21 protein-coding genes and 1 riboswitch are annotated in these 22,025 nt (G+C 59.0%); of the genes, 14 read left to right on the forward strand and 7 right to left on the reverse strand.

The features are described 5' to 3' along the window. Position 1: 1 nt before the first annotated feature. The 3 genes from JTJ32_RS16300 to JTJ32_RS16310 are packed head-to-tail and all read left to right on the forward strand — an operon-like array spanning position 2 to position 2,916. Complete coding sequence (locus JTJ32_RS16300; protein ID WP_210042650.1) at positions 2–958, forward strand: glycosyltransferase family protein; 957 nt, start codon at positions 2–4, stop codon at positions 956–958. A gap of 31 nt (positions 959–989) precedes the next feature. Next, positions 990–1,763, forward strand: a complete 774-nt coding sequence (locus JTJ32_RS16305) for a hypothetical protein (protein ID WP_099229483.1) — start codon at positions 990–992, stop codon at positions 1,761–1,763. Continuing rightward, complete coding sequence (locus tag JTJ32_RS16310) at positions 1,753–2,916, forward strand: O-antigen ligase family protein (RefSeq protein WP_210042651.1); 1,164 nt, start codon at positions 1,753–1,755, stop codon at positions 2,914–2,916. The genes JTJ32_RS16305 and JTJ32_RS16310 overlap by 11 nt, the downstream gene beginning before the upstream one ends. A gap of 42 nt (positions 2,917–2,958) precedes the next feature. On the opposite strand, the gene JTJ32_RS16315 is transcribed toward JTJ32_RS16310, so the two are convergent. Further along, positions 2,959–3,597, reverse strand: a complete 639-nt coding sequence (locus JTJ32_RS16315) for a BUD32 family EKC/KEOPS complex subunit (protein ID WP_210042652.1) — start codon at positions 3,595–3,597, stop codon at positions 2,959–2,961. 116 nt (positions 3,598–3,713) lie between these two features. On the opposite strand from JTJ32_RS16315, the gene msbA reads away from it, so the two are divergent. Beyond that, positions 3,714–5,516, forward strand: coding sequence for a lipid A export permease/ATP-binding protein MsbA (msbA, locus tag JTJ32_RS16320; protein ID WP_099229486.1), 1,803 nt, complete (start codon positions 3,714–3,716; stop codon positions 5,514–5,516). 184 nt (positions 5,517–5,700) lie between these two features. Then, positions 5,701–7,122, forward strand: coding sequence for a bifunctional D-glycero-beta-D-manno-heptose-7-phosphate kinase/D-glycero-beta-D-manno-heptose 1-phosphate adenylyltransferase HldE (hldE, locus tag JTJ32_RS16325; protein WP_099229487.1), 1,422 nt, complete (start codon positions 5,701–5,703; stop codon positions 7,120–7,122). A gap of 38 nt (positions 7,123–7,160) precedes the next feature. Here the strand turns inward: hldE and JTJ32_RS16330 are convergent, their stop codons facing one another. From JTJ32_RS16330 to JTJ32_RS16345, 4 genes are read right to left on the reverse strand one after another with little or no spacing between them, the layout of a single operon-like run. After that, complete coding sequence (locus JTJ32_RS16330; protein ID WP_099229488.1) at positions 7,161–8,123, reverse strand: metal ABC transporter ATPase; 963 nt, start codon at positions 8,121–8,123, stop codon at positions 7,161–7,163. Between the two features lie 36 nt (positions 8,124–8,159). Further along, complete coding sequence (locus JTJ32_RS16335) at positions 8,160–8,975, reverse strand: aldo/keto reductase (RefSeq protein ID WP_210042653.1); 816 nt, start codon at positions 8,973–8,975, stop codon at positions 8,160–8,162. Then, entirely contained in the window at positions 8,972–10,147 is a 1,176-nt protein-coding gene (locus JTJ32_RS16340) for an NAD(P)/FAD-dependent oxidoreductase (RefSeq protein WP_210042654.1), read from the reverse strand. Before JTJ32_RS16340 ends, JTJ32_RS16335 begins: the two co-directional genes overlap by 4 nt. Before the next feature lie 48 nt (positions 10,148–10,195). After that, entirely contained in the window at positions 10,196–10,528 is a 333-nt protein-coding gene (locus JTJ32_RS16345; protein ID WP_004883465.1) for an SMR family transporter, read from the reverse strand. A 137-nt stretch (positions 10,529–10,665) separates the two neighbouring features. On the opposite strand from JTJ32_RS16345, the gene waaA reads away from it, so the two are divergent. Continuing rightward, positions 10,666–11,949: a lipid IV(A) 3-deoxy-D-manno-octulosonic acid transferase gene (gene waaA, locus JTJ32_RS16350; protein WP_210042656.1), complete on the forward strand. Its 1,284-nt coding sequence runs from the start codon at positions 10,666–10,668 to the stop codon at positions 11,947–11,949. Positions 11,950–12,136: 187 nt separating this feature from the next. Here the strand turns inward: waaA and JTJ32_RS16355 are convergent, their stop codons facing one another. Then, a complete protein-coding gene (locus tag JTJ32_RS16355) occupies positions 12,137–13,576 on the reverse strand; it encodes a TolC family outer membrane protein (protein WP_210042657.1) in 1,440 nt (479 codons plus the stop codon). A 164-nt stretch (positions 13,577–13,740) separates the two neighbouring features. After that, positions 13,741–13,845: riboswitch (TPP riboswitch) on the forward strand. Between the two features lie 152 nt (positions 13,846–13,997). On the opposite strand from JTJ32_RS16355, the gene thiC reads away from it, so the two are divergent. Together thiC and cytX are read left to right on the forward strand one after the other, a co-directional pair. Continuing rightward, positions 13,998–15,887: a phosphomethylpyrimidine synthase ThiC gene (gene thiC / locus JTJ32_RS16360; RefSeq protein ID WP_099229493.1), complete on the forward strand. Its 1,890-nt coding sequence runs from the start codon at positions 13,998–14,000 to the stop codon at positions 15,885–15,887. 129 nt (positions 15,888–16,016) lie between these two features. After that, positions 16,017–17,306 carry a putative hydroxymethylpyrimidine transporter CytX gene (cytX, locus tag JTJ32_RS16365; protein ID WP_210042658.1) on the forward strand — a complete coding sequence of 430 codons (1,290 nt, stop codon included), beginning with the start codon at positions 16,017–16,019 and terminating at the stop codon, positions 17,304–17,306. Here the strand turns inward: cytX and JTJ32_RS16370 are convergent. Further along, positions 17,275–18,021 carry an RsiV family protein gene (locus tag JTJ32_RS16370; protein WP_025993154.1) on the reverse strand — a complete coding sequence of 249 codons (747 nt, stop codon included), beginning with the start codon at positions 18,019–18,021 and terminating at the stop codon, positions 17,275–17,277. The genes cytX and JTJ32_RS16370 overlap by 32 nt on opposite strands. A 209-nt stretch (positions 18,022–18,230) precedes the next feature. On the opposite strand from JTJ32_RS16370, the gene JTJ32_RS16375 reads away from it, so the two are divergent. The 6 genes from JTJ32_RS16375 (at position 18,231) to JTJ32_RS16400 (ending at position 21,970) form a co-directional block, all read left to right on the forward strand. Next, entirely contained in the window at positions 18,231–18,848 is a 618-nt protein-coding gene (locus tag JTJ32_RS16375; RefSeq protein WP_210042659.1) for an NUDIX domain-containing protein, read from the forward strand. After that, positions 18,839–19,291, forward strand: coding sequence for a DUF1249 domain-containing protein (locus JTJ32_RS16380; protein WP_004883494.1), 453 nt, complete (start codon positions 18,839–18,841; stop codon positions 19,289–19,291). The genes JTJ32_RS16375 and JTJ32_RS16380 overlap by 10 nt, the downstream gene beginning before the upstream one ends. A gap of 252 nt (positions 19,292–19,543) precedes the next feature. After that, positions 19,544–20,923, forward strand: coding sequence for a polymorphic toxin type 24 domain-containing protein (locus tag JTJ32_RS16385; protein ID WP_210042660.1), 1,380 nt, complete (start codon positions 19,544–19,546; stop codon positions 20,921–20,923). Then, on the forward strand, positions 20,920–21,369 hold the full coding sequence (locus JTJ32_RS16390) for a hypothetical protein (RefSeq protein ID WP_210042661.1): 450 nt from the start codon (positions 20,920–20,922) through the stop codon (positions 21,367–21,369). The genes JTJ32_RS16385 and JTJ32_RS16390 overlap by 4 nt, the downstream gene beginning before the upstream one ends. Positions 21,370–21,416: 47 nt before the next feature. Next, the gene (locus tag JTJ32_RS16395) at positions 21,417–21,599 is read left to right on the forward strand and encodes a DUF4926 domain-containing protein (protein ID WP_328823975.1); all 183 of its coding nucleotides are present in this window, start codon (positions 21,417–21,419) and stop codon (positions 21,597–21,599) included. Continuing rightward, positions 21,599–21,970 carry a hypothetical protein gene (locus tag JTJ32_RS16400; RefSeq protein ID WP_210042663.1) on the forward strand — a complete coding sequence of 124 codons (372 nt, stop codon included), beginning with the start codon at positions 21,599–21,601 and terminating at the stop codon, positions 21,968–21,970. Before JTJ32_RS16395 ends, JTJ32_RS16400 begins: the two co-directional genes overlap by 1 nt. Positions 21,971–22,025 lie beyond the last annotated feature (55 nt).

The following is a 22,025-nucleotide window of genomic DNA, read 5'->3' on the forward strand; positions in this document are numbered from 1 at the left end:
AATGAAAGTCCTACTTCTGGTTCAGAAAGAGCAGCGTGCGATTCTGGATCGTCTTTACGACGGCATCGCGTCCAGCTGCGATTGCGACGTGCGCTGGCTGGACTCCAATGATCAGCGCAACCTGCGCAGCTATTTTCGACGTGAAGTCGATGTGAGCCGTTATGACCGGATCGTGTTCTTTCTGCGCTTCAAGCAGGAAGTGCGTCAGGTGGGCTTCATCCGTACGATTCCGAATCTGGTCATTCTCGAGCACGACGCTTACCAGAATTACATCGCCTGCAAGTACACCGGCAAGTTCAGCGCGCACTATCGCAAGCTGCCCTGGGTCCGGGTGCTGTGCTCGGGCTTCATGGTCAGCGAGCGGCTGCGTGAGGAAGGCTTCGACGCGGTGTTTGTGCCCAAGGGTTACGATCAGACCCTGCTGCAGGCGCAGAACCATGAGCGTGACATCGAGCTGGCGTTCGTCGGCAGCACCAATAGTGTCGCCTACAGCGGCCGCAAGGCGCTGCTCGACGAGTTGGGGCAGCATGAGAATCTGTTGGTCACGCGCACCAAGTCGGGTGAGGAATACTGCGAAACGCTGAACCGCATTCGCTTTTTCGTCAGCGCCGATGTCGGCATGGGCGAATACATGATCAAAAACTTCGAGGCCATGGCCTGCGGCTGCGTGCTGCTTGCTTTCGATCAGGGCGCTGAAGAGAATCGCGCGCTGGGCTTCGTGGATATGCACAACATTGTGCTGTACCGCGATATTCCCCAACTTCGTGAAAAGCTGGCGCAACTGCGCGCCGCCCCGGCGCTGGCCGATGAAATATCCCGTAATGGGCAGGCGCTCGTCGAGGAGCGCTATACGTTCCACGCTTTGGGCAAAGCCATTGTCGAACACATGCGTCCACCGTTGCGACCCATGCCGGCTGCCAGCTGGGTCGACCGTCTGCGGTCGCGCTGGACGTGGTAATGCTTCTTGAACTTCCAATGATTGGGAACAGATGATGGTATTCAGCGAAAATAGCGACATCACGCTGGTGGTGACCAGTTGCGGGCGATTCGACCTGTTGAAGCGCACCCTGGAAACCTTTGATCGTTACAACACCGCCGCCATTCGCCATGTGCTGATCACCGAGGATTCAGGAGACGTTCAGGTCGAAGCCTGTATTCCTGAGCACTGGCGCGCTCATACCCGCTTCATCATCAACAATCCCAAGTTGGGGCAGATGCGCTCGGTGGACGCTGCCTACGCGCTGATCGAAACGTCTTGGGTGTTCCATTGCGAAGATGACTGGGATTTCTACCGCCCGCACTTCATCGAAGATTCGATGACACTGCTGGAGAACGATCCTCAGGCGTTGCAGGTGTGGCTGCGCAGTTTCAATCATGACCTGCAGATACACAGCCCGTATGTCTATCTGAACGAGCGCGAAGTGGTGCAGGGCATCCCGTTCTACAAACTGGGGTCGCACAAGCCGGAGTGGCAGGGCTTTTCCTTCAATCCGGGATTGCGCCGTCTGGCCGACTACAAGCAGCACGCACCTTATGCAGGCCATGGCGGGGAAAAGAAACTTTCACAGCTGTTCGCTTCGGAAAACCGATACGCTTTGATTCTGGAAAACGATGCCGTGCTCCACACCGGATTCGGTGAGCACGTCGTGGTGCCACAAGAGCGGCTCGACAAGCAGCGTCGAAAACGTCGTGATCGCGTCAAGTTGATCGTCGCGGTGATCATTGGACTGGTAGCAGGTTGGTTGCTCAATAATGTCATTTGACCGAACCGGTACGCCTTCAAGCAAGGTACAGCTTTATTTTGGTGCTGCGCTGGTTGTCTTTCTGCTGAGTTTCATTCTGAATCCTTCTGCCAAGACGACCAATAATCTGTTCTACGCCCTGACAGCATTGCCGGGCCTGTTCTTTCTGATCAAGTACCGCGGCGCCAGCGTGTTCACGCAGCCGCTGGGTGTGGCATGGGCAGTCTTCATGGCCTGGTTTCTGGTGCCTGCCTTCTATGGGCAGGATTTTCAGTTCTATAAACATGTGGCATACGTCAGCCTGTTTGTCTTTGTCGTGGCCGGGCTGACGGACAATGGATGCTTTCGCCAGAGTAAATTCATACGCAGCTTTTTCTGGGCGATATGCATTTATATTCTGGTGGCCAGCATTCATAGCTGGATGACCGGGCAGTTCGTATTCGGCAAGCGTGTCGAGATTCTTCCGGCGCGCATGGATAACGTGATTTACGCCAGTGCGTGGCTGGTCTGCTGCGTGGCCCTGGCGTTGCCGGTCTGGCTGAAAGAGCGGCGCTGGATCGAGGCCGTTGGCGGTGTTGTTCTGACGTTGGTCGTCGCGGCGTTCATTGTGCAGACCCGTACCGCGCTGGTGGGTGCGGCATTCCTTCTCGGAGCCTGTACCCTGTATTCGGTGTATCGCTTTCCGAAGCGCAGCCTCATCACCTTGCTGGCGCTGGCAATCCTCTGCGTCGCCTTGTTCTGGGTGGTCAGGGACGAGGAGTGGATCAAGCTGCTGATGGTGCGCGGCGACTCCTACCGCATCGAGCTGTTCGAAATCATGACCGGCGAATGGCGCAATTGCGGATGGATGCTGGGCTGTGGCGTGGATTTCTACACCACCAAGACACTGACAGGCGGCATGGCAATTCAGCACCCGCACAATATTTACGTCTCGATGGGGCTATACACGGGCGCAGTGTCGCTGGTGCTGTTTCTGGTCGTGATGGTCATGACGCTCTGGCACGCCTTGCGCCTGCGGGATGCGTGGGGGCTGTACCTGGCATGTGCGCTGGTCATGCTCAACTTCGACGGGGCCAAGCTGGTCGGCAACCCTGATGAACTGTGGGTACTGGTGCTGTTGCCTGCGACAATGGTGCTGGGGCGCGTGGTTCAGGAACACCGGCTCAGGCAGTAGAGCCCGTTCAGACAATGGCCGCCTTGCAGGCGGCCATTTTTTTCAGTTCATGGCCTGAGTCAGTTCGGCGGCAGTGCAGACGGTCTGCCCGCTCAGGTAACCCTTGATGAAAGCAGGGTTGTTGTCGCCCAGCAGCCACTTGCGGTCTTCCAGGTAGCGCAGCATGTGCTTGAAATTGCGCAGACGCAGGTGCTTTCTCAGTGGTCGGCGGTAGGTCTTCATATCGGCAATGTCGATAAGACCCAGCGTGCCTTCTGGCGTGAGAATCACGTTGCCCAGGTGCGCAGAGCGAAAATAGATGCCTTTTTCATGCAGATTGGCGATGAAGCGACCCAGTTGCATGCGCAGGTCATCATCGCTGGCGGCCTTGCCCAGCAGTTGACGCAGGGTATGACCGGCCAGTGGATCGTAATGCACCGCGTCGCGGGCGATGTCGGCGATTCTGTAAACAGTGCGAACATGCGGGCAGGGGATGGCGCGTTTGGCCAGGGTCAGGCAGTTGTCGGCAAAGCGTCTGGCGTAGGGATACCAGGCTGCGGAACTGATCAGCCGCTTGCGCCGAAACAGTTTCAGCATCGAACCGTCACTCAGACGTAGTACTTTATCGCCCGTGCCATCTGCTTCTAGCACTTCGGCACCTTGAACCAGGGCAAGGTAGTGGGCGTGGTCGAGCGCTTGCATCGATACTCCGGATTCTGCGCCCCAAGGGCTTGAAGGGCCGCCTATGTTACCGCAGCAGGCCGTCCCGAAAACCGCTTGTGATACAATTCCGCTTCTTTTTAACACGACGGATTCTCATGACAACCTCCGAATCGTCCGCCACTTCCAGCGTAAAAATCTATTTCCGCTTGTTGTCCTATGTGCGTCCGTATGTGGGCATTTTCCTGCTCAGCATTCTTGGTTTCGTGATCTTTGCTTCGACCCAGCCGATGCTGGCGGGCATCCTGAAATATTTTGTCGACGGGCTGAGCAATCCGGAAGCGGTGCTGTTCCCCAACGTCCCGTACCTGCGCGATCTGCAGCTGTTGCAGGCGGTGCCGCTGCTGATCGTGCTGATCGCCGCCTGGCAGGGTCTGGGTTCGTTTCTCGGCAACTATTTTCTGGCCAAGGTTTCGCTGGGGCTGGTGCATGACCTGCGCGTCGAGCTGTTCAACAAACTGCTGGTGCTGCCCAACCGCTACTTCGATACCACCAACTCGGGCCATCTGATTTCGCGCATCACCTTCAACGTCACCATGGTGACCGGTGCTGCTACGGATGCCATCAAGGTGGTGATTCGTGAAGGCCTGACCGTGGTGTTCCTGTTCATCTACCTGTTGTGGATGAACTGGCAACTGACGCTGGTCATGCTCGCCATCCTGCCGGTGATCGCCATCATGGTCGGCACTGCCAGCAAGAAATTCCGCAAGCAGAGCAAGAAGATCCAGGTGGCGATGGGCGACGTGACGCACGTTGCGTCCGAAACCATTCAGGGCTATCGAGTGGTGCGCAGCTTTGGCGGCGAGACGTACGAGCAGGATCGTTTTGCGCGTGCCAGCAACAGCAACACCAAAAAGCAGTTGCGCATGACCAAGACCGGCGCGATCTATACGCCCATGCTGCAACTGGTCATCTATACGGCCATGGCAGTACTGATGTTTCTGGTGCTGTTTCTGCGGGGTGATGCGACGGCAGGCGATCTGGTGGCGTACATCACTGCCGCAGGCCTGCTGCCCAAACCGATTCGTCAGCTGTCGGAAGTCAGTTCGACCATCCAGAAGGGTGTTGCCGGTGCCGAGAGCATCTTCGAGCAACTGGATGTGGAGCAGGAAATCGACACCGGCACCATTGAGCGCGAGCGTGTCTCGGGTCGCCTGGAAGTCAAAAACCTCAGCTTCTTCTACCCGGAGACCGAGCGTCAGGTCCTGAACGACATCAGCTTCTCGGCGGCGCCGGGACAGATGATTGCACTGGTAGGACGTTCGGGCAGCGGCAAGTCGACCCTGGCCAATCTGATTCCGCGGTTCTATACCCATGAACTCGGCCAGATTCTGCTGGATGACGTTGAAATCAACGATTATCGCCTGCGTAACTTGCGTACCCATATTGCGCAGGTGAACCAGAACGTCACGTTGTTCAATGACACCATCGCCAACAACATCGCCTACGGCGACCTCGCCGGCGCGCCGCGTGCCGACATCGAGGCTGCGGCCGCCGACGCCTACGCCAAGGAATTCATTGACCAGTTGCCGCAAGGTTTCGATACCCCGGTAGGCGAGAACGGCGTGTTGCTGTCCGGTGGTCAACGCCAGCGTCTGGCGATTGCCCGTGCGCTGCTGAAGAATGCGCCTGTGCTGATTCTCGACGAAGCGACTTCTGCGCTGGATACCGAGTCCGAGCGTCACATTCAGGCCGCGCTGGATCAGGTCATGAAAGGCCGTACCACGCTGGTGATCGCGCACCGTCTTTCGACCATCGAAAAAGCCGACCTGATTCTGGTCATGGACGCCGGTCAGATTGTCGAGCGCGGCACCCACACCGAACTGCTGGCAAAAAATGGCTATTACGCCCGCCTGCACGCCATGGGGCTGGACGAACCAGCGCCTGTCGGCGCGATCTGATCACATCTGGCTGCGCTGTGTTTTCACCACGGCGCAGTGGGTTGTCACGGCACCGATACGCACCTTTTCCCCGGCTGGAATCGCGTCTTATCAGCGTCAGGAATCAGGTTATGAACAGCCTGTCTGTTCAAACCCCCTGTGCTAAGATTCCGCCCCTGTCCATTTTTCTAGTACGGGTTGTTCGATGAAGTTATCCATGCCGCGCTTTGATCAGGCCCCTGTCCTGGTGGTTGGCGATGTCATGCTCGACAGATACTGGCATGGTGGTACCTCGCGTATTTCCCCCGAAGCGCCAGTGCCCGTCGTCAAGGTCGATCAGATCGAGGACCGTCCCGGCGGTGCCGCCAACGTGGCATTGAACATTGCGGCGCTGGGCGCGCCTGCCTCGCTGGTGGGTGTGACCGGTGAAGACGAAGCGGCAGACAGTCTGAGCAACAGCCTCAAGGCGGCTGGCGTTCTGGCCCGTTTCCAGCGCATCGCCGATCAGCCGACCATCGTCAAGCTGCGGGTCATGAGCCGGCACCAGCAACTGCTGCGTATCGATTTCGAAGAACCGTTCGCCACCGATGCACAGGCCCTGAGTGCTGAAGTCGAAAGCCTGCTGGATGGCGTCAAGGTGCTGGTGCTGTCCGATTACGGCAAGGGTGCGCTGAAAAACCATCAGACACTGATCCGGGCTGCCTGTGAGCGCGGCATTCCGGTACTGGCCGATCCCAAGGGCAAGGATTTCGCAATCTACCGTGGCGCCAGTCTGATCACGCCGAACCTCAGCGAATTTGAAGCCATCGTCGGCCATTGTGCCGACGAAGCCGAGCTGGTCGCGAAGGGCGCGCAGTTGATGAGCGATCTTGACCTGGGTGCATTGCTGGTGACCCGTGGCGAGCACGGCATGACCTTGCTGCGCCCTGATCAACAGGCCCTGCACTTGCCGGCACGGGCACGTGAAGTCTTTGACGTCACCGGTGCCGGCGATACGGTCATTTCCACCCTGGCAGCTGCGATTGCGGCTGGCGAGGAACTGCCACATGCCGTTGCGCTGGCCAATCTGGCGGCAGGTATCGTGGTCGGCAAACTGGGTACAGCGGCCATCAGCGCGCCAGAACTGCGTCGTGCCATTCAGCGCGAAGAGGGCTCGGAGCGCGGAGTTCTGGGGCTGGAGCAACTGCTGCTCGCTGTCGATGACGCGCGGGCACACAAGGAAAGGATCGTTTTCACCAACGGCTGCTTTGACATCCTGCACGCAGGGCACGTGACCTACCTTGAACAGGCCCGCGCGCAAGGCGACCGTTTGATCGTTGCGGTCAACGACGACGCGTCCGTAAGCCGTCTCAAAGGCCCTGGTCGTCCGATCAACAGCGTGGATCGCCGCATGGCTGTTCTGGCTGGCCTGGGCGCTGTGGACTGGGTGATCAGCTTTCCCGAGGGCACACCGGAAAACCTTCTGACCCACGTCAAACCCGACGTGCTGGTCAAGGGCGGCGATTACGGCATCGATCAGGTGGTCGGTGCCGACATCGTGCAGGCTTACGGCGGCGAGGTGAAGGTGTTGGGGCTGGTTGAAAACAGCTCGACCACGGCCATCGTCGAGAAAATTCGCGGACAGTAAGCGGATCAGGTTTGCCCGGAGCGTTCCGGGCAAACCGGTTATTTGCTCAAGCTGCCGCGTGCCAGGCCCAGAAGCTCTCTGGCCTTGCTGGTCAAACGCTTCAGCCCCGTCTTCTTGGGCGGTGGTGTCATACCCTGCTGGCGCAGCCAGTCTTTCCAGCGAATTCTTTCCTCACGCACCACCCAGCCATCCTGTGCCGCAAAGCTCTCTGCCAGGTAAAGACCACGCGTGCCCGCCGGGGTCAGCTTGTCACGCTTGAGCGTGTAGAGCTCTGGCAGTGGCGAACCGTTTTCCAACGGCATCAGGTAAAGATCGGGCTTGCTCCGGTTGAGGCGGGCGACCAGTTGATCGTTCTCCAGCATTTCATCGACGTGGAACAGGCTGATCGGACGGGCTTCCTTGGGGATTTCCAGGCGCATGTCATAGATCAACTGCAACGAAGCGGTTGGCAGATGCACGTAAGCGCGCGGGCGTTCCAGCAGCGTCAGGTTGCCAGCTCGAACGGGTCTGGCAGCGCCCGAGAGCGGGCTGAGGGTGAACGGCATCGCTTCCCGGTAATGCAGCGCCGATGCATAGGGGGCAGGCAGCCAAGTGTCCTTGAACAGACCGCTGAGCCAGCCTTGCGGCGTCTCGATCAGGCACTCTTCAGCCACTTCCTGAATGGCGGTATGAAGCGGCAGCGTCAGTTCATGCGCGGGTACGTAGCCTGAAATCAGCTTGAGCACTACGTCGCCACGGTCCTGACGGCGTTGCCGGACCAGTACCCAGTAATCCCGGTTCTGCCAGCTGATGGTCAGGCGGATGGACACTCCGAGATTGGCCAGTTCAGTGGCGAAGCGCTCGGGGTCCGGGACCTCGACCTTGCGTCGTCGCTGCAAGGTCTGGGTGAAGTTCATCGGCATGCCGACACTCTGATAACTCAGGCTTTCAGGAGTGGCTTCGACGAACAGCGGCAGGGTCTTGAAGTTGCTGGGATTTTTCCGAATCAATGTTCGCGGCATATCGGCTCCTTCTTGCGTTGGGGTCGGCCGCCCAAATCAGGCTTGACGGCAAATCACGGCAGCAGCGGTGGCAACGTTGTGTGCCAGGTGCATGGGGTTGATGGTCCCGACAATAGCACTGGCGACGCCCGGATGTTCAAACAGTAGCTGGAAGCTGGCCTGAACCGGGTCCGTGCCAGGCGTCAGGCACACATGACCGCTGGCCAATGCTTTTTTGACCAGAATGCCTTTGCCGTGGGCGGCCGCGTAATCCAGAACCGGTTTCTCACCCTGCTCATTCAGATTATAGGTAACCATCGCGCAGTCCCCGTCGCGCAGGGCGAGCAGGCCGCCTTCGACGGTTTTGCCGGAAAAGCCGAAGCCACGGATCTTGCCCTCGCTTTTGAGCGCCGCAAGGGTTTCATACACCGCCGTTTCGTTGAGAATTGCCAGATCGTTGCCATCCGAGTGGACCAGAACCAGGTCGAGAAAGTCGGTTTCAAGACGTTTCAAGCTGCGCTCGACCGACAATCGGGTGTGCGGGGCACTGAAATCGTGGCTCGACTGTCCGTTCACGAACTCTTCGCCCACCTTGCTGACGATCACCCAGTCCTGACGCTGACCACGCAGCAGCGGGCCAAGGCGTTCTTCACTGGTGCCATAGGCGGGCGCAGTATCGATCAGGTTGATACCCATGTCGCGCGCCATCTTCAGCAGCATGGCGGCCTGCTGATCGTCCGGGATCTTGAAGCCGCTCGGGTACTTCACTCCCTCGTCGCGGCCCAGCTTCACAGTGCCCAGGCCCAGCGGCGATACGCTGAGGCCGGTGCCGCCGAACGGGCGATGCAGATCGTGCAGGGTTTTCAGGCTCATGGCAGCAGTTGATCCCAGACAGGAACGGCGATGGATGGCTTGGGCACATTCAACAGCGCGGGTTGCGGCGTCGGGTGGATGCCTTCCCTGGACAGGACTGACAGTACGCGGTCGGCGAAGTCCGGCGCCAGCGCCAGTTTGGTCGGCCAGCCCACCATCAGGCGTTGCTGACTGTCCAGGAACGCGTTGTCGGGACGCACCAGGCCCGATTGCGCAGGCTCTGCGCGATCGACGCGCAAGGTCGCCCACTGCGCCTGACTCAGGTCGACCCATGGCAGCAGCGCCTCGAGTTCCTTGCGGGCGACGGCGATCTGCGCCTCGGGCTCGCGGGCGACGCCATCCGCCTCGGCCAGGTCTCCGCCCAGATACCAGACCCACTGGCCGTCGGCCGCCGGGTGCGTGGTCACGGTAATGCGCGGCTTGGTGCCGCCACCCAGGCAGTGGGCATAGAGCGGTTTGAGGGTCGGGCCCTTGACCAGCACCATGTGCAGCGGACGACGCTGCATTTGCGGTTGAGAGATACCGACCGCCTTCAGCAGATCGGCATTGCCGCCGCCCGCACTCAACACGATGCGCTGGGCGTGGATTTCCCTGCCATCGACCCGCAGGCCGATCAGTTCGTCGCCTTCGTACAGCGGCTCGATCTGCTGCCCGGCGAGCAGGCTGTCACCCGCCAGCTCCGCCAAGCGATTGATCAGGCTCGGTACATCGACCACCAGTTCAGCCAGCCGGTAAACCTTGCCCTTGAATTTCGGATGCTGCAGTGCGGGCGGCAGTTGCTCGCCCTTGACCTGGTCCACTCGTCCGCGCACGGCCTTGCTGGCGAAGAAGCTGGTCAGGTTGCCCGCGATAGTGCCCGGCGACCAGAGATAATGGGCGTCCGACAGCAATCGAACGCCTGACAGGTCAAGTTCGCCCTTGCCGTCGAGGGCTTCACGCCAGCGGCGCGGCATGTCGGCAATGGCTTCCGAGGCTCCCGACAGGGCCCCGTGCAGCGCGTACTTGGCGCCGCCGTGGATGATCCCTTGAGATTTCAGGCTTTGTCCGCCACCCAGGCTTGCGCTTTCTACCAGCACTGTCGAGAACCCTTGACGACGCAACCGGGCATTGAGCCAGAGGCCGGCAATGCCAGCCCCGACAATCAGGACGTCAGTGGAAATAACAGATGGCATGGGCACCTCAGTGAGTAAAGATTGCGGGCATTATAAGGGAACGGACTTTCAATGCCCGGCGGTTTTCGAGAACACCTGAATGACCACCACGCCCGCCACGATCATTCCCATGCCCAGCAGCGCGGGCAGGTCGAGCTTCTGACCGTATACCAGAAACGCCGCAATACTCACCATGACAATGCCCATGCCCGACCAGATGGCGTAGGTGATGCCGACCGGAATGGTGCGCATCACCAGAATCAGCATCCAGAACGCAATTGCATAACCGCCGATGACCAGCAGCAGGGGCAGCGGTGTGTTGAAACCTTTCACCGCTTTCATCGAGGTGGTGGCGATGACTTCGGCGCAGATCGCGACGCCCAGCAGGTAATACGGATTCATGATGCTTTCCTTGTGTGAGACAGCGCATTCTAACGAGCGGCGTTGACCGGTCTGATGATTGACGCGCCACCCGCCATCGTGTCTGCGTCTTCATGCCGTTGTGGCATTGCGCAGGCGGGCTGATAAACTCCGCGCCCATGAATAGAACCCTCTACACCTTCCTGTTTCATCTCGGCCTGCCGCTGGTTGCCCTGCGGTTATGGTTGCGCGCCCGCAAGGCACCTGCGTATCGACAGCGCATCGGCGAGCGCTTTGCCATGAGCCTGCCACCGATGCAGCGTAGCGGCATCTGGGTGCATGCAGTGTCGGTTGGCGAAAGCATCGCTGCCGCGCCGATGATCCGTGCCCTGCTGGCGCAGTATCCCGAACTGCCGATCACTGTGACTTGCATGACGCCCACAGGTTCGGAGCGAATCAAGGCGATGTTCGCCAACGAGCCGCGCATCCAACATTGTTACCTGCCCTATGATCTCCCTTGGGCGGCCGGGCGTTTCCTCGATCATGTGCAGCCGCGGTTGGGCATCATCATGGAAACCGAGCTGTGGCCCAACCATATTCATCAATGCAGCAAGCGCGGTATTCCTGTGGTGCTGGCGAATGCGCGACTGTCCGAACGCTCGGCGCGGGGCTATGGCCGTTTTGCGAAACTCACAAGGCCGATGCTTGCCGAGATGGACTGGTTCGCCGTGCAGACCGAGGCCGAGGCTCAGCGTTTTCGTGACCTGGGCGCGCGGCCTGAGTGCGTTACGGTGACCGGCTCGATCAAGTTCGACCTGAGCATCGACCCCGCATTGCTGGAGCGTGCTGCCGGATTGCGGGAAGAGTGGCAGGCCGTGCAGCGCCCGGTGTGGATCGCGGCCAGCACCCACGCGGGCGAAGATGAAAGCGTGCTTGCGGCGCATCGCACGTTGCTGTCGAGTCATCCTGATGCGTTGTTGATTCTGGTGCCACGTCATCCCGAGCGTTTCGACAGCGTGCACGGGCTGTGTCAGCAACAGGGATTCACAACGATCCGGCGGTCAGGCGCGCAGGCCGTTACGCCAGACGTGTCTGTACTGTTGGGCGATACCATGGGCGAACTGCTGTTTCTGTATGCGCTGGCAGACACCGCGTTCGTCGGCGGGAGCCTGGTGCCCAACGGCGGCCACAACCTCCTGGAACCTGCGGCATTGGCCAAACCGGTGCTGAGCGGCCCGCACCTGTTCAACTTCCTCGAGATCGCTGCCTTGCTGCGCAGTGCCGGAGCGCTGACGGAAGTCAGCGATTCAGCCGCGCTGGCAGGCGCTGTGCAGCGTCTGTTTGATCAGCCAGGCCTGGCGCAAACGATGGCTGAAGCGGGGCTGGGTGTCATGAAGGCCAATCAGGGCGCGTTGCAGCGTTTGCTGGATGGCGTCGGGCGGTTTGTCACGCGCTGCGCTTGAACCTGGCCCTGCTGAGAGGGTGGGCACGTGTGCTCATTGTGGAAGGCGGCGTGCCGGTGATGACCTCAAAGGCTAACACGGTGACTGAAACAACGTATCACCGGCAAGCCGCCTCCCACAGGTTTTGTAGTGTTCAGCAAGGCTTGTCTAAAAGGCCAGTCGCTGTGCGTCCGATCCTGACGCGCGCTCAGCGCTGTGCCGGTCTTTCGAAGTTCTTGCGCGCTGCTGCCGCCAGGTCCGGTGGCAGGAAATCCTTGTCCGGGTTGTAATCGGATTTCAGATAGCGCGACAGGTCCTGCAGATCACCCGGGTTCAGCGTTCCGGCGGCCTGTTTCAGGCGCAGATTGTCGAGGATATAGTCGTAGCGGGTGTTGTTGTAGTCGCGCACCGACGCATACAACTGACGCTGGGCATCCAGCACGTCGACGATGTTGCGTGTTCCCACCTGATAGCCGATTTCCGTAGCTTCCAGCGCGCTCTGGTTGGAGATGATCGACTGCTTGCGCGCCTGAACCTGCTCCACATCGGTGTTCACTGCACGGTGCAGGTTACGGGTGTTTTCCACTACCTGACGACGCAGGCCCTCGCGGCGCTGTTCACTCTGGCTCAGCCGGGAATAGGCTTCGCGCACCTGTGAATTGACCAGACCGCCACTGTAGATCGGAATGTTCAGTTGAACACCGATGGTGCGCTGCTCGACATCACCGCCGTAGTTCTGCCCGGTGTAGTTGGGGTTGTTGAAACCCAGTGCATCGTTGTCGCCGCGTTGATAAGTCGCGACCGCATCCAGCGTTGGCGCATGCCCGGCCTTGCGTTGGCGCAGGGTTTCTTCGGCGGCGTTGACGGCGTAGTTGCTGGCCAGCAGGTTGAGGTTCTGCTGGGCTGCAGTGTCGACCCAGGCCTTGGCGTCGTTGGGCGTCGGTGCCAGCACCGGCAGGGTATGAACGATGCCTTCGATGGAGTTGTATTCACGGTTGGTCAGGGTTACCAGCGCCTGAAATGCATCGTCCACCTGACGCTGGGCCAGAATGCGGCTGGCGCGCGAGGTGTCGTAGCTGGCCTGCGCCTGCAGCACGTCGGTCTTGTCCGAAAGACCGACATCGAAGCGTTCCCGGGCCTGATCCAGCTGACGCCTGAACGCGGATTCCTCGGCCTTGGTCGCGGCCAGATTGTCCTGAGCGCGCAGTACGCTGAAGTAACTTTGCGCCGATTGCAGAATCAGGTTCTGCTCAGTCGCCGACAGTTCGAGCGCCGCCTGTTCGTTGACCGCTTCAGCCGCCTGGAGCTGGAACCAGCGGTCGGCACGAAAGATCGGCTGGCTCAGGGTCGCCTGATAGACCGTGCCACTGCGGGTTGCGATTGTACGTGGCTGATCGATGCTGGTACGGGTGTTGTTGGCTTGTGCGCTGCCGGAGAGATTGGGCAGCAGACCGGCACGCGCCTGAGGCACAGCTTCCTTTCGGGCAGCGTAATCGGCGCGGGCCGCCGCCAGATCGGCGTTGTTGTCCACCGCCTGCTCATAGACGTTCACCAGACCCGTTTTGGTCGGCAGCGGCACGTCGGCTGCCCAGGTCAGTCCGTTGGACGCAAATGAAACAGCCACGACCAACGAAAGTTTGCGCAACATGAGGCATTCCCTGTTCATGAAGAAAATAGTCACGGTTGGATGAAAAAAACCGGGATAGCGAGTGTAGAGCCAGACGCATGACGCAACAATCGGACATTTCAGCCATTTATCGATGCCCACGCAATTGCGCTGGCTTTACAGCCTCGACGCGGCATAGACTGATGCCGTTCTTGTCGGGGTGCCTTGCTGTGAGGCTGAGATCGGTTAAACCGGATCCCGTTGAACCTGATCAGGTTAGCGCCTGCGTAGGGAACAAGATTTCTCGTCACCCGGCGAGTCCTCTTGAGTGTCGTCCGGGGTCGATCGTTCAATCAATGAACAGCACGCCTTTCTCGATACTCAGCACTTTCTCAGTGCACCCGTCCGTCCCGATCAGGTTACTCCGACAATAAATCCACAGTGGATGTCTGGAGAGACCGTGATGAGCATAAAACCAAAAAACGCACCCCACTTGAGCGAGTCGGCGCAGGTCGATTCCGGATCGGTACAGCCGTTTACCCGTTCGCAGAAGATCTACGTCCAGGGCTCGCGTCCGGACATTCGCGTGCCCATGCGCGAAGTCACTTTGGATATCACCCCGACGGACTTCGGCGGCGAAATCAACGCCCCGGTCACGGTCTACGACACCTCCGGTCCTTACACCGACCCCAACGTGATCATCGATGTGCGCAAAGGCCTGGCCGATGTGCGCTCGCCGTGGATCGACTCACGCAACGACACCGAGCGTTTGCCTGGGTTGAGTTCGAACTTCGGCCAGCAGCGTCTGAGTGACGCCGAGCTGACAGCGCTGCGCTTTGCGCATGTACGCAACCCGCGCCGGGCCAGGGCGGGTGCCAACGTCAGTCAGATGCACTATGCGCGTCAGGGCATCATCACCGCCGAGATGGAATACGTCGCCATCCGTGAAAACATGAAGCTTCAGGAGGCGCGCGCCGCCGGCCTGTTGACTCAGCAACACGCCGGGCACAGCTTCGGCGCCAGCATTCCGAAAGAAATCACTGCCGAGTTTGTGCGCGAAGAGATTGCCCGCGGTCGCGCGATCATTCCGGCCAACATCAATCATGTCGAGTTGGAGCCGATGATCATCGGCCGCAACTTCCTGGTGAAGATCAACGGCAACATCGGCAACAGCGCACTGGGTTCTTCCATCGAAGAAGAAGTCGCCAAGCTGACATGGGGCATTCGCTGGGGCTCGGATACGGTCATGGACCTGTCCACCGGCAAACACATTCACGAAACCCGCGAGTGGATCATCCGCAACTCGCCCGTGCCAATCGGCACGGTGCCGATCTATCAGGCGCTGGAAAAGGTCGGCGGTGCTGCCGAAGACCTGACCTGGGAGCTGTTCCGCGACACGCTGATCGAACAGGCCGAGCAGGGCGTCGATTACTTCACCATCCATGCCGGTGTGCTGCTGCGTTATGTGCCGCTGACGGCCAAACGCGTGACCGGCATTGTCAGCCGTGGCGGTTCGATCATGGCCAAGTGGTGCCTGGCGCATCACAAGGAGAACTTCCTCTACACCCATTTCGAAGACATCTGCGAGATCATGAAGGCTTACGACGTCAGCTTCTCGCTGGGCGATGGCCTGCGTCCGGGATCGATTGCCGACGCCAACGACGCGGCGCAGTTCGGCGAGCTGGAAACCCTGGGTGAACTGACCAAGATCGCCTGGAAGCACGACGTGCAGACCATGATCGAAGGCCCGGGCCATGTGCCGATGCAGTTGATCAAGGAGAACATGGACAAGCAGCTGGAGTGCTGTGACGAGGCACCGTTCTACACCCTTGGCCCGCTGACTACGGACATTGCGCCGGGTTATGACCACATCACCTCGGGCATTGGCGCTGCGATGATCGGCTGGTTCGGTTGCGCCATGCTCTGCTACGTCACGCCGAAAGAGCATTTGGGCCTGCCAAACAAGGATGACGTGAAAACCGGGATCATCACCTACAAGATCGCCGCTCACGCAGCCGACCTGGCCAAAGGGCACCCCGGCGCACAGATTCGCGACAATGCCTTGAGCAAGGCACGCTTCGAATTCCGCTGGGAAGATCAGTTCAACCTGGGCCTGGACCCGGACACTGCGCGCTCCTATCACGACGAAACCCTGCCCAAGGATTCGGCCAAGGTTGCGCACTTCTGCTCCATGTGCGGACCGAAATTCTGCTCGATGAAGATCACTCAGGAAGTGCGCGAGTACGCGGCCAATCAGCGGATCGAGGCAGTTGATGTAGAGGTCGCTCAGGGTCTGGCCGAGCAGGCCGAGCGCTTCAAGCAGGAGGGCAGTCAGCTCTATAAAAAGGTCTGACACGGCGGTTGTCAGTGCGCGCGCTCGCGCACTGATACAGCCCACGCTTTCGCGCGGGACCGCCGCTCAGGACGCTCCGCGCCCGAACCACAAGACGATACATCACTCATTTCTTACCGAGCCAGAACCGTGAACACACCCGGCACCTATTCCCCCGACACACCCATCACTGCCAGCCAGCGGGTTTTCGGCGGACGCGATCTGTTTTCCCTGTGGTTCTCGTTGGGCATCGGCCTGATGGTACTGCAGACCGGTGCCTTGCTGGCGCCGGGGCTGGGCATGTCCGGCGCGTTACTGGCGATAGTTCTCGGCACGCTGGTCGGCGTCATGCTGCTGGCCAGCGTCGCAGTGATCGGCACGGACACAGGCCTGTCGTCCATGGCCGCGCTCAAACTCAGCCTCGGCAGCAAGGGCGCGTCCTTGCCTGCCTTGCTGAACCTGCTGCAGCTGATTGGCTGGGGCTCGTTCGAGATCATCGTCATGCGCGATGCCGCCAGTCTGCTGGGCACACGTGCCTTTGCAGAAGGCAGCCTGTGGGCCAATCCACTCCTCTGGACGTTGTTCTTCGGTGCGCTGGCGACTCTGCTGGCCGTCGGCGGGCCGTTGACTTTCGTGCGTCAGATCCTGCGTCGCTGGGGTATCTGGCTGTTACTTGCCGCCTGTCTTTGGTTGACCTGGAATTTGCTGACCAAAGCTGATCTGGCCGCACTTTGGGCGCGCAGCGGTGACGGGTCGATGCCGTTTGCCGTGGGTTTCGACATCGCCATCGCCATGCCCCTTTCCTGGTTGCCACTGATTGCCGACTACTCTCGATTCGGCCAGCGCGCACGCAACGTGTTCGGCGGCACGGCCGTGGGTTTCTTTATCGGCAACTTCTGGCTGATGGGGCTCGGCGTCGCCTATACCCTGGCGTTTGCGCCGAGTGGCGAAACGAATGCGCTGCTGCTGGCACTGGCCGGCGCGGGTCTGGGGATTCCGTTGTTGTTGATTCTGCTGGACGAGTCGGAAAACGCTTTCGCCGATATTCACTCGGCGGCAGTGTCCACGGCGTTGCTGACACGCATCAAGGTCGAGCACCTGGCATTGGCAATCGGCATTATCTGCACACTGATCGCCTGTCTCGCGCCGTTGGCGCAGTACCAGAATTTTCTGTTGTTGATCGGTTCGGTGTTTGCGCCGCTCTTCGGCGTGGTGCTGGTGGATCACTTCATCCTGCGTCGTCGCGGCAGTCAGGTCGCCGCGAGTGGCTTGCGCTGGATGAGTCTGCTGGCCTGGCTGGGCGGTATCAGTACCTACCACCTGCTGGCCAACCTGTACCCGGATGTGGGGGCAACACTGCCAGCGCTCATCGTCGCTGGCGTGCTGCAACTGTTGATCGGTCGTGCGATCAGCCGCGGCCGGGAAACAGCTCCGACTTGATGATGCCATTGAGCTGAGGGTAAGGAATCTTCAGCTCGATGTGGCCCATGGAGTAGGGTGCGATGGTTTCTACCGGATACTTGAGGATCACGGCGCCATAGGTCAGGGCGATGTGCGGCGTGCGCTTGAACGGCCAGGTCTGCACGAATGCAGCGTCTTCGTTCATCTTGCTCGACACCAGCCAGCCTTGATGAGCCAGCTCGGCTTTCTGCCAGAACTCCTGCTCCTTGCCCGGGATCACCATGTCGGCCAGCGTCAGAACCTTCTGCTGCTGGCGTGAGTAGTTGATGAACGCCCGGCCCGGGTTGCCATGAGCGCCGCCGTTATCCAGATAACTGGAAAGCTCGACGACTACGATACCGTCATGCTGCTCGCGTACCTTGGCTTGCAGGTAGCTGCTGTTGCGGCCTTGGGCACGGCTCAGGAACTGTTCCTGATAGGCCTTGATCGACGCAGGCGGCGGCGTGCTGCTGTCGGCGACAGTCAGTTGCAGCAGCGTCTTCTGAACGATGGCGTCCAGCTTTGGTTCGTCAGGGAAGTGCACGGTATCGATGTTCACCAGCGGGCAGTCGGCAGTGGTGCAGCCCGGCTTGATCAGCTCGGAAGCATCACGCTGAACCTGCAGCGGTGCGCGCATGTTGGGCGTGAAGAGGCTTTGGCAGGCGCCCAGCAACAAGGCCAGGCAGGCCAGTGAAGTGATCCTCAGTAACGACATGTTGATCCTTGGCAGAGTCAGTAAAGGCGGTCGTGTTGTGCGTATGCAGGCAGGTTGGACTGCAAAGCCCCGGTTCGGTTCGCCGCTGGGCGGATTAGAATTGTTTTACGTAGCGCCCGTCTACCCTGCTTATTTAAGGGGGGCTGCATCCGGTGGTCGATGCGCGTTAGGATGGTTGGAAGTTCAAGATAGCCGCAAGCGAGAAACCCATGACCCAGACCACCCGATCAGTACCGACGGCTTTCGAGATTACCCGGCGGGAAAACTGCTTCTCAGGTTTTTACAAGCTGGACAAATTGCACCTGCGCCACGAACTGTTCAACGGCGGTACCAGTCAGGAAATCAGTCGCGAACTCTTTGTTCGTCACGATGCTGTCTGCGTGCTGCCGTATGACGCCAAGCGTGACGAGGTGGTGCTGATCGAGCAGTTTCGCGTAGGGGCCGTCGAGAAGACCGCTACCCCCTGGCTGGTCGAACTGGTGGCCGGTCTGATCGACAAGGACGAGCAACCGGAAGAAGTTGCTCATCGTGAGGCAGAAGAGGAAGCTGGGCTTGTGTTCGGTGCGTTATGGCCGATAACCAAATATTTTCCTTCGCCGGGCGGCAGTGACGAATTCGTTCACCTGTTCATGGGGCAGTGCGACAGTCAGGGGGCGGGCGGCCTGCACGGGCTTGAGTCAGAAGGTGAAGACATCCGCGTGACAGTCTGGTCGTTCGACGATGCGATGCAGGCCGTGGCGGACGGAAGAATCATGAACGCGGCAACGATCATTGCCTTGCAATGGCTGGCGTTGAACCGCGCTGAAATAAGGGGGTTATGGTCGTGAATCTACTGCGCGAGCGCTACCGTGTTGATCTTGCCGGGCTGCAGGCTGCCTGCGAGGCCAACTACGCGCGCTTGATGCGTTTGTTGCCGGACATGCGCAACGAACAGCGCTCACGCCGCGTCGCGGTGACTCAGGGTGACCAGATGCTGGGCGTGCTGGCGGTCGAGGTGCTGCTCGACTGCCCGTATACCACTACCCTGCAGGTGCGTCAGGAACACAGCCTGCCATGGCTGCCGATACCCAGTCTGGAAGTGCAGGTCTACCACGACGCCCGCATGGCCGAAGTCATCGGTGCCGAACATGCCCGTCGTTTTCGGGGGATCTATCCGTACCCCAATGCCGACATGCACCAGCCGGACGAAAAGGCCCAGCTCAATCTGTTTCTGGGTGAATGGCTGAGCCACTGCCTGGCCTGTGGACACGAGTTCGAGGCGGTCCGCTGATTCATCTTTCGATACGTTTTGACCTTCTCTGCTGACAAATGCCGCTATTGCTGGGCGGCATTTTGCTGAATACGTTTCAGCCCTCGTCTCCGAAATTTCCCGATACTTGTTGACGCTGGACGACCTCGCGCCAGTGCTTAAACTCGCCAGCTGCTTTTCATCTGCCTACGTTCAGCCAGGGTTTCACGACCGACTGAACCGCACTGCCTCAGCGCATGGACGCGTGATTATCGATACAAGGAGTTCACCGCCATGGGTGTTTACGACACCAGAGGCAACTATTCGCCGACCCCGGGTGTATGCCGGCCCGCCGGACCTGTCAAATCCCCGCCAAAGCTGCCACCACCCGAATACACCTGGGAAAATCAGCCGCCACGTACGCTTTATGCGCAGGAGCCCACAGTCAGTTGCCTGGTAGGCGTTCGATTTCTCTGGAGTAACGGTGAATGTCTGGTTGGCTGTCCCTGGGCGCTTACTCAGGAAGACGGCCAGGTCATCCGGGGCACGCTGGATTCCAAGAGTTTTCTCAGCCAGGTCACTGAAGGTCGTGCGCACAGAATCCGGCTCAATCCGCGGTTCGATCCGAAAGCGCAGCTGGGTGGCATTCGATCAGAGCTGCAAAATGTGCTGCATGAAATCCTGGCCGCCGAGCGAGTCGAAGCCGACCGTCTGACAGCGATCCAGGCACAGCGCAGCGCGGTTGCCAATGTCTTTTATGCCCATATCGCACTGGGACGGGGATTTTTATACGGCGCTTGGGGGCTGGTTGGGTCAAGCCTTGAATTCGCTGATCTGGCCAACCCCTTTGATGAGCTTGCACAGGCGGCAGTGGCGGCCTGGAAGGCTGAGTCGGAACCCGGAAAAGGCTGGCTGGATTCATTTCTGGAGCAGTACACGGCGGCTCAATACCGTGATCTGGCCGCAGCACTGGGTTTTGATCCCGCAACCATCAGCCGGGAAAAGATGGCGCAGGCTTATGAGGCTGCGAACTACATCTTTGAGGATGCAGCCAGCAAGCGTGTATTGCGAGACTTTGCCGCAGAATACGTCAGCATCCAGAATCACGAGTCCATCCTCGAATTCACCGGAGGCATGGTCTTCGAGATCGTATTGGCAGCCCTGCTGGTTTTCCTGACCGGCGGCACCGGCCTCGCAGCACGCGCATCAGTTGCTTCCATACGACTGACGCCACTGCTGACACGGTTAGGCGAGACACTGGGCAAGCTGGGCGCTAATCTCAAGAAAGCCAGGGTTTACGAGGCAGGGATTGCTGAAGGCAAGGGGAGTGGATCGCAGACGGTTGTGATTCCGCAGGCGAAGGCGGTTGTGCCACAGCCAGTGGCTGCGCCGCCGAGGAAGTCTCGTAATAAGCCACCGCCTCCCGATCCTAATGCTGAAGGAAGACCGCACACGATTCTTGAAAAGCCTGGGAGGTTTGGTCAATACACGACTTACGAGGCCGATGGCACTTGGAAGCAATATAGAGGCTCAGGCAAAGAGCATGGCCATATTCAGAGACCAAACGTTAAGGCGGGTGGAAAAAACATAAATAAGGAAACGGGTGAAGTATTTATTGATAAAGGTCGTGTCCGTTTGCCTCGACCTGATGAGTATCCTGGGAGTCGTCTATGAAGGAAAAAGTGGTTTTTGATTTGAAAACGTTCCGGGCCGATAATGCTCATCACCCTGTCTCGGGCTTCGATTACATTCATGCGATTCATCATACGCAGCGCTTGCCTGCTGATTTTGCGCTCTGGATGGCGAAGCTGTACTGGCCTGAATTTATACGTGTGGATGACTGGGTTTTTGTTAAGGAAAACTTTGATGAGGCTTATTACCACTCGCTGTTGGAATCGGATAACTCTCCAGCCAGGAATCAGTTCTGGATGAACCTGCTTGAGGTGACGGGACTTTTTGAGAATCTCTCAGTGTCTGAAGCGACGGTTGTCGCGAATGCATTGGCGGGAAGCTGGAACGCCAAACTTGCCTCTGAATTCGGCCCGTCTTTTGCTCAAGCCAGAGCGATTGTCGATGATGAGGGCTGTGAGGTATTTGTGACGATTGGCTTTTCGGATTAAGGTTTGAAGAGCTTTGGATGTGCCTAATGGATTTTAGATTGCTCGACGTGGTCAGGCTTGAAGTGGATGTTCCTGATGAAGGTTTGCTCAAAGGAACAACAGGAACGATTGTGCATGAATTCTTTGTTCCGGATATTGCGTACGAAGTCGAGTTCACCGATTCGCAAGGCAGAACGATGGCGCAGTTGACATTGTTTCCTTCGCAGTTATCTCTTTTGGTACGGCTGTGATGAGCTTAAAAATACTTGAACGACTCAAGGGGCTCTTTCGGTCGGAGACTTCCAGCAGTGATGAGGTGCCGATCATATATCCTTATGCGGATTATGTGGTGGGGGATAGGGCCAGCACATCAAAGTTTTGCTATCTCTACATGAGCCTGTCGCGTCTGAGTTTTCCGGCAGACGTCATCGAAAGCTTCGCTGCGCTCTTCAATCCCACGATTTTTATTCATGAAGGCGGGTATTTTATCGAGGAGAACTTCACCTACACCAATTATGAAGACTCGCTGGAACGGCAGGTGCCCATTCAGAAAATACCCTACTGGATGAATATGGTCGAGATCACCAGCTTGCTGGGCGATGAATCGCCCCGGGTTTCGTAGACACCTCCATGCCTTAAACTGAGGCCAATCAGGAGGTGCCATGAGCAACCCACGT

Origin of the sequence: Pseudomonas alliivorans (assembly GCF_017826695.1) — a bacterium.
GTDB classification, from domain to species: Bacteria; Pseudomonadota; Gammaproteobacteria; order Pseudomonadales; family Pseudomonadaceae; genus Aquipseudomonas; species Aquipseudomonas alliivorans.

Coding starts and splice junctions, on each gene's coding strand:
- JTJ32_RS16300 (WP_210042650.1), top strand. CDS start 2: ATGAAAGTCCTACTTCTGGTTCAGAAAGAGCAGCGTGCGATTCTGGAT.
- JTJ32_RS16305 (WP_099229483.1), top strand. CDS start 990: ATGATGGTATTCAGCGAAAATAGCGACATCACGCTGGTGGTGACCAGT.
- JTJ32_RS16310 (WP_210042651.1), top strand. CDS start 1,753: ATGTCATTTGACCGAACCGGTACGCCTTCAAGCAAGGTACAGCTTTAT.
- JTJ32_RS16315 (WP_210042652.1), bottom strand. CDS start 3,597: ATGCAAGCGCTCGACCACGCCCACTACCTTGCCCTGGTTCAAGGTGCC.
- msbA (WP_099229486.1), top strand. CDS start 3,714: ATGACAACCTCCGAATCGTCCGCCACTTCCAGCGTAAAAATCTATTTC.
- hldE (WP_099229487.1), top strand. CDS start 5,701: ATGAAGTTATCCATGCCGCGCTTTGATCAGGCCCCTGTCCTGGTGGTT.
- JTJ32_RS16330 (WP_099229488.1), bottom strand. CDS start 8,123: ATGCCGCGAACATTGATTCGGAAAAATCCCAGCAACTTCAAGACCCTG.
- JTJ32_RS16335 (WP_210042653.1), bottom strand. CDS start 8,975: ATGAGCCTGAAAACCCTGCACGATCTGCATCGCCCGTTCGGCGGCACC.
- JTJ32_RS16340 (WP_210042654.1), bottom strand. CDS start 10,147: ATGCCATCTGTTATTTCCACTGACGTCCTGATTGTCGGGGCTGGCATT.
- JTJ32_RS16345 (WP_004883465.1), bottom strand. CDS start 10,528: ATGAATCCGTATTACCTGCTGGGCGTCGCGATCTGCGCCGAAGTCATC.
- waaA (WP_210042656.1), top strand. CDS start 10,666: ATGAATAGAACCCTCTACACCTTCCTGTTTCATCTCGGCCTGCCGCTG.
- JTJ32_RS16355 (WP_210042657.1), bottom strand. CDS start 13,576: ATGTTGCGCAAACTTTCGTTGGTCGTGGCTGTTTCATTTGCGTCCAAC.
- thiC (WP_099229493.1), top strand. CDS start 13,998: ATGAGCATAAAACCAAAAAACGCACCCCACTTGAGCGAGTCGGCGCAG.
- JTJ32_RS16370 (WP_025993154.1), bottom strand. CDS start 18,021: ATGTCGTTACTGAGGATCACTTCACTGGCCTGCCTGGCCTTGTTGCTG.
- JTJ32_RS16375 (WP_210042659.1), top strand. CDS start 18,231: ATGACCCAGACCACCCGATCAGTACCGACGGCTTTCGAGATTACCCGG.
- JTJ32_RS16380 (WP_004883494.1), top strand. CDS start 18,839: ATGGTCGTGAATCTACTGCGCGAGCGCTACCGTGTTGATCTTGCCGGG.
- JTJ32_RS16385 (WP_210042660.1), top strand. CDS start 19,544: ATGGGTGTTTACGACACCAGAGGCAACTATTCGCCGACCCCGGGTGTA.
- JTJ32_RS16390 (WP_210042661.1), top strand. CDS start 20,920: ATGAAGGAAAAAGTGGTTTTTGATTTGAAAACGTTCCGGGCCGATAAT.
- JTJ32_RS16400 (WP_210042663.1), top strand. CDS start 21,599: ATGAGCTTAAAAATACTTGAACGACTCAAGGGGCTCTTTCGGTCGGAG.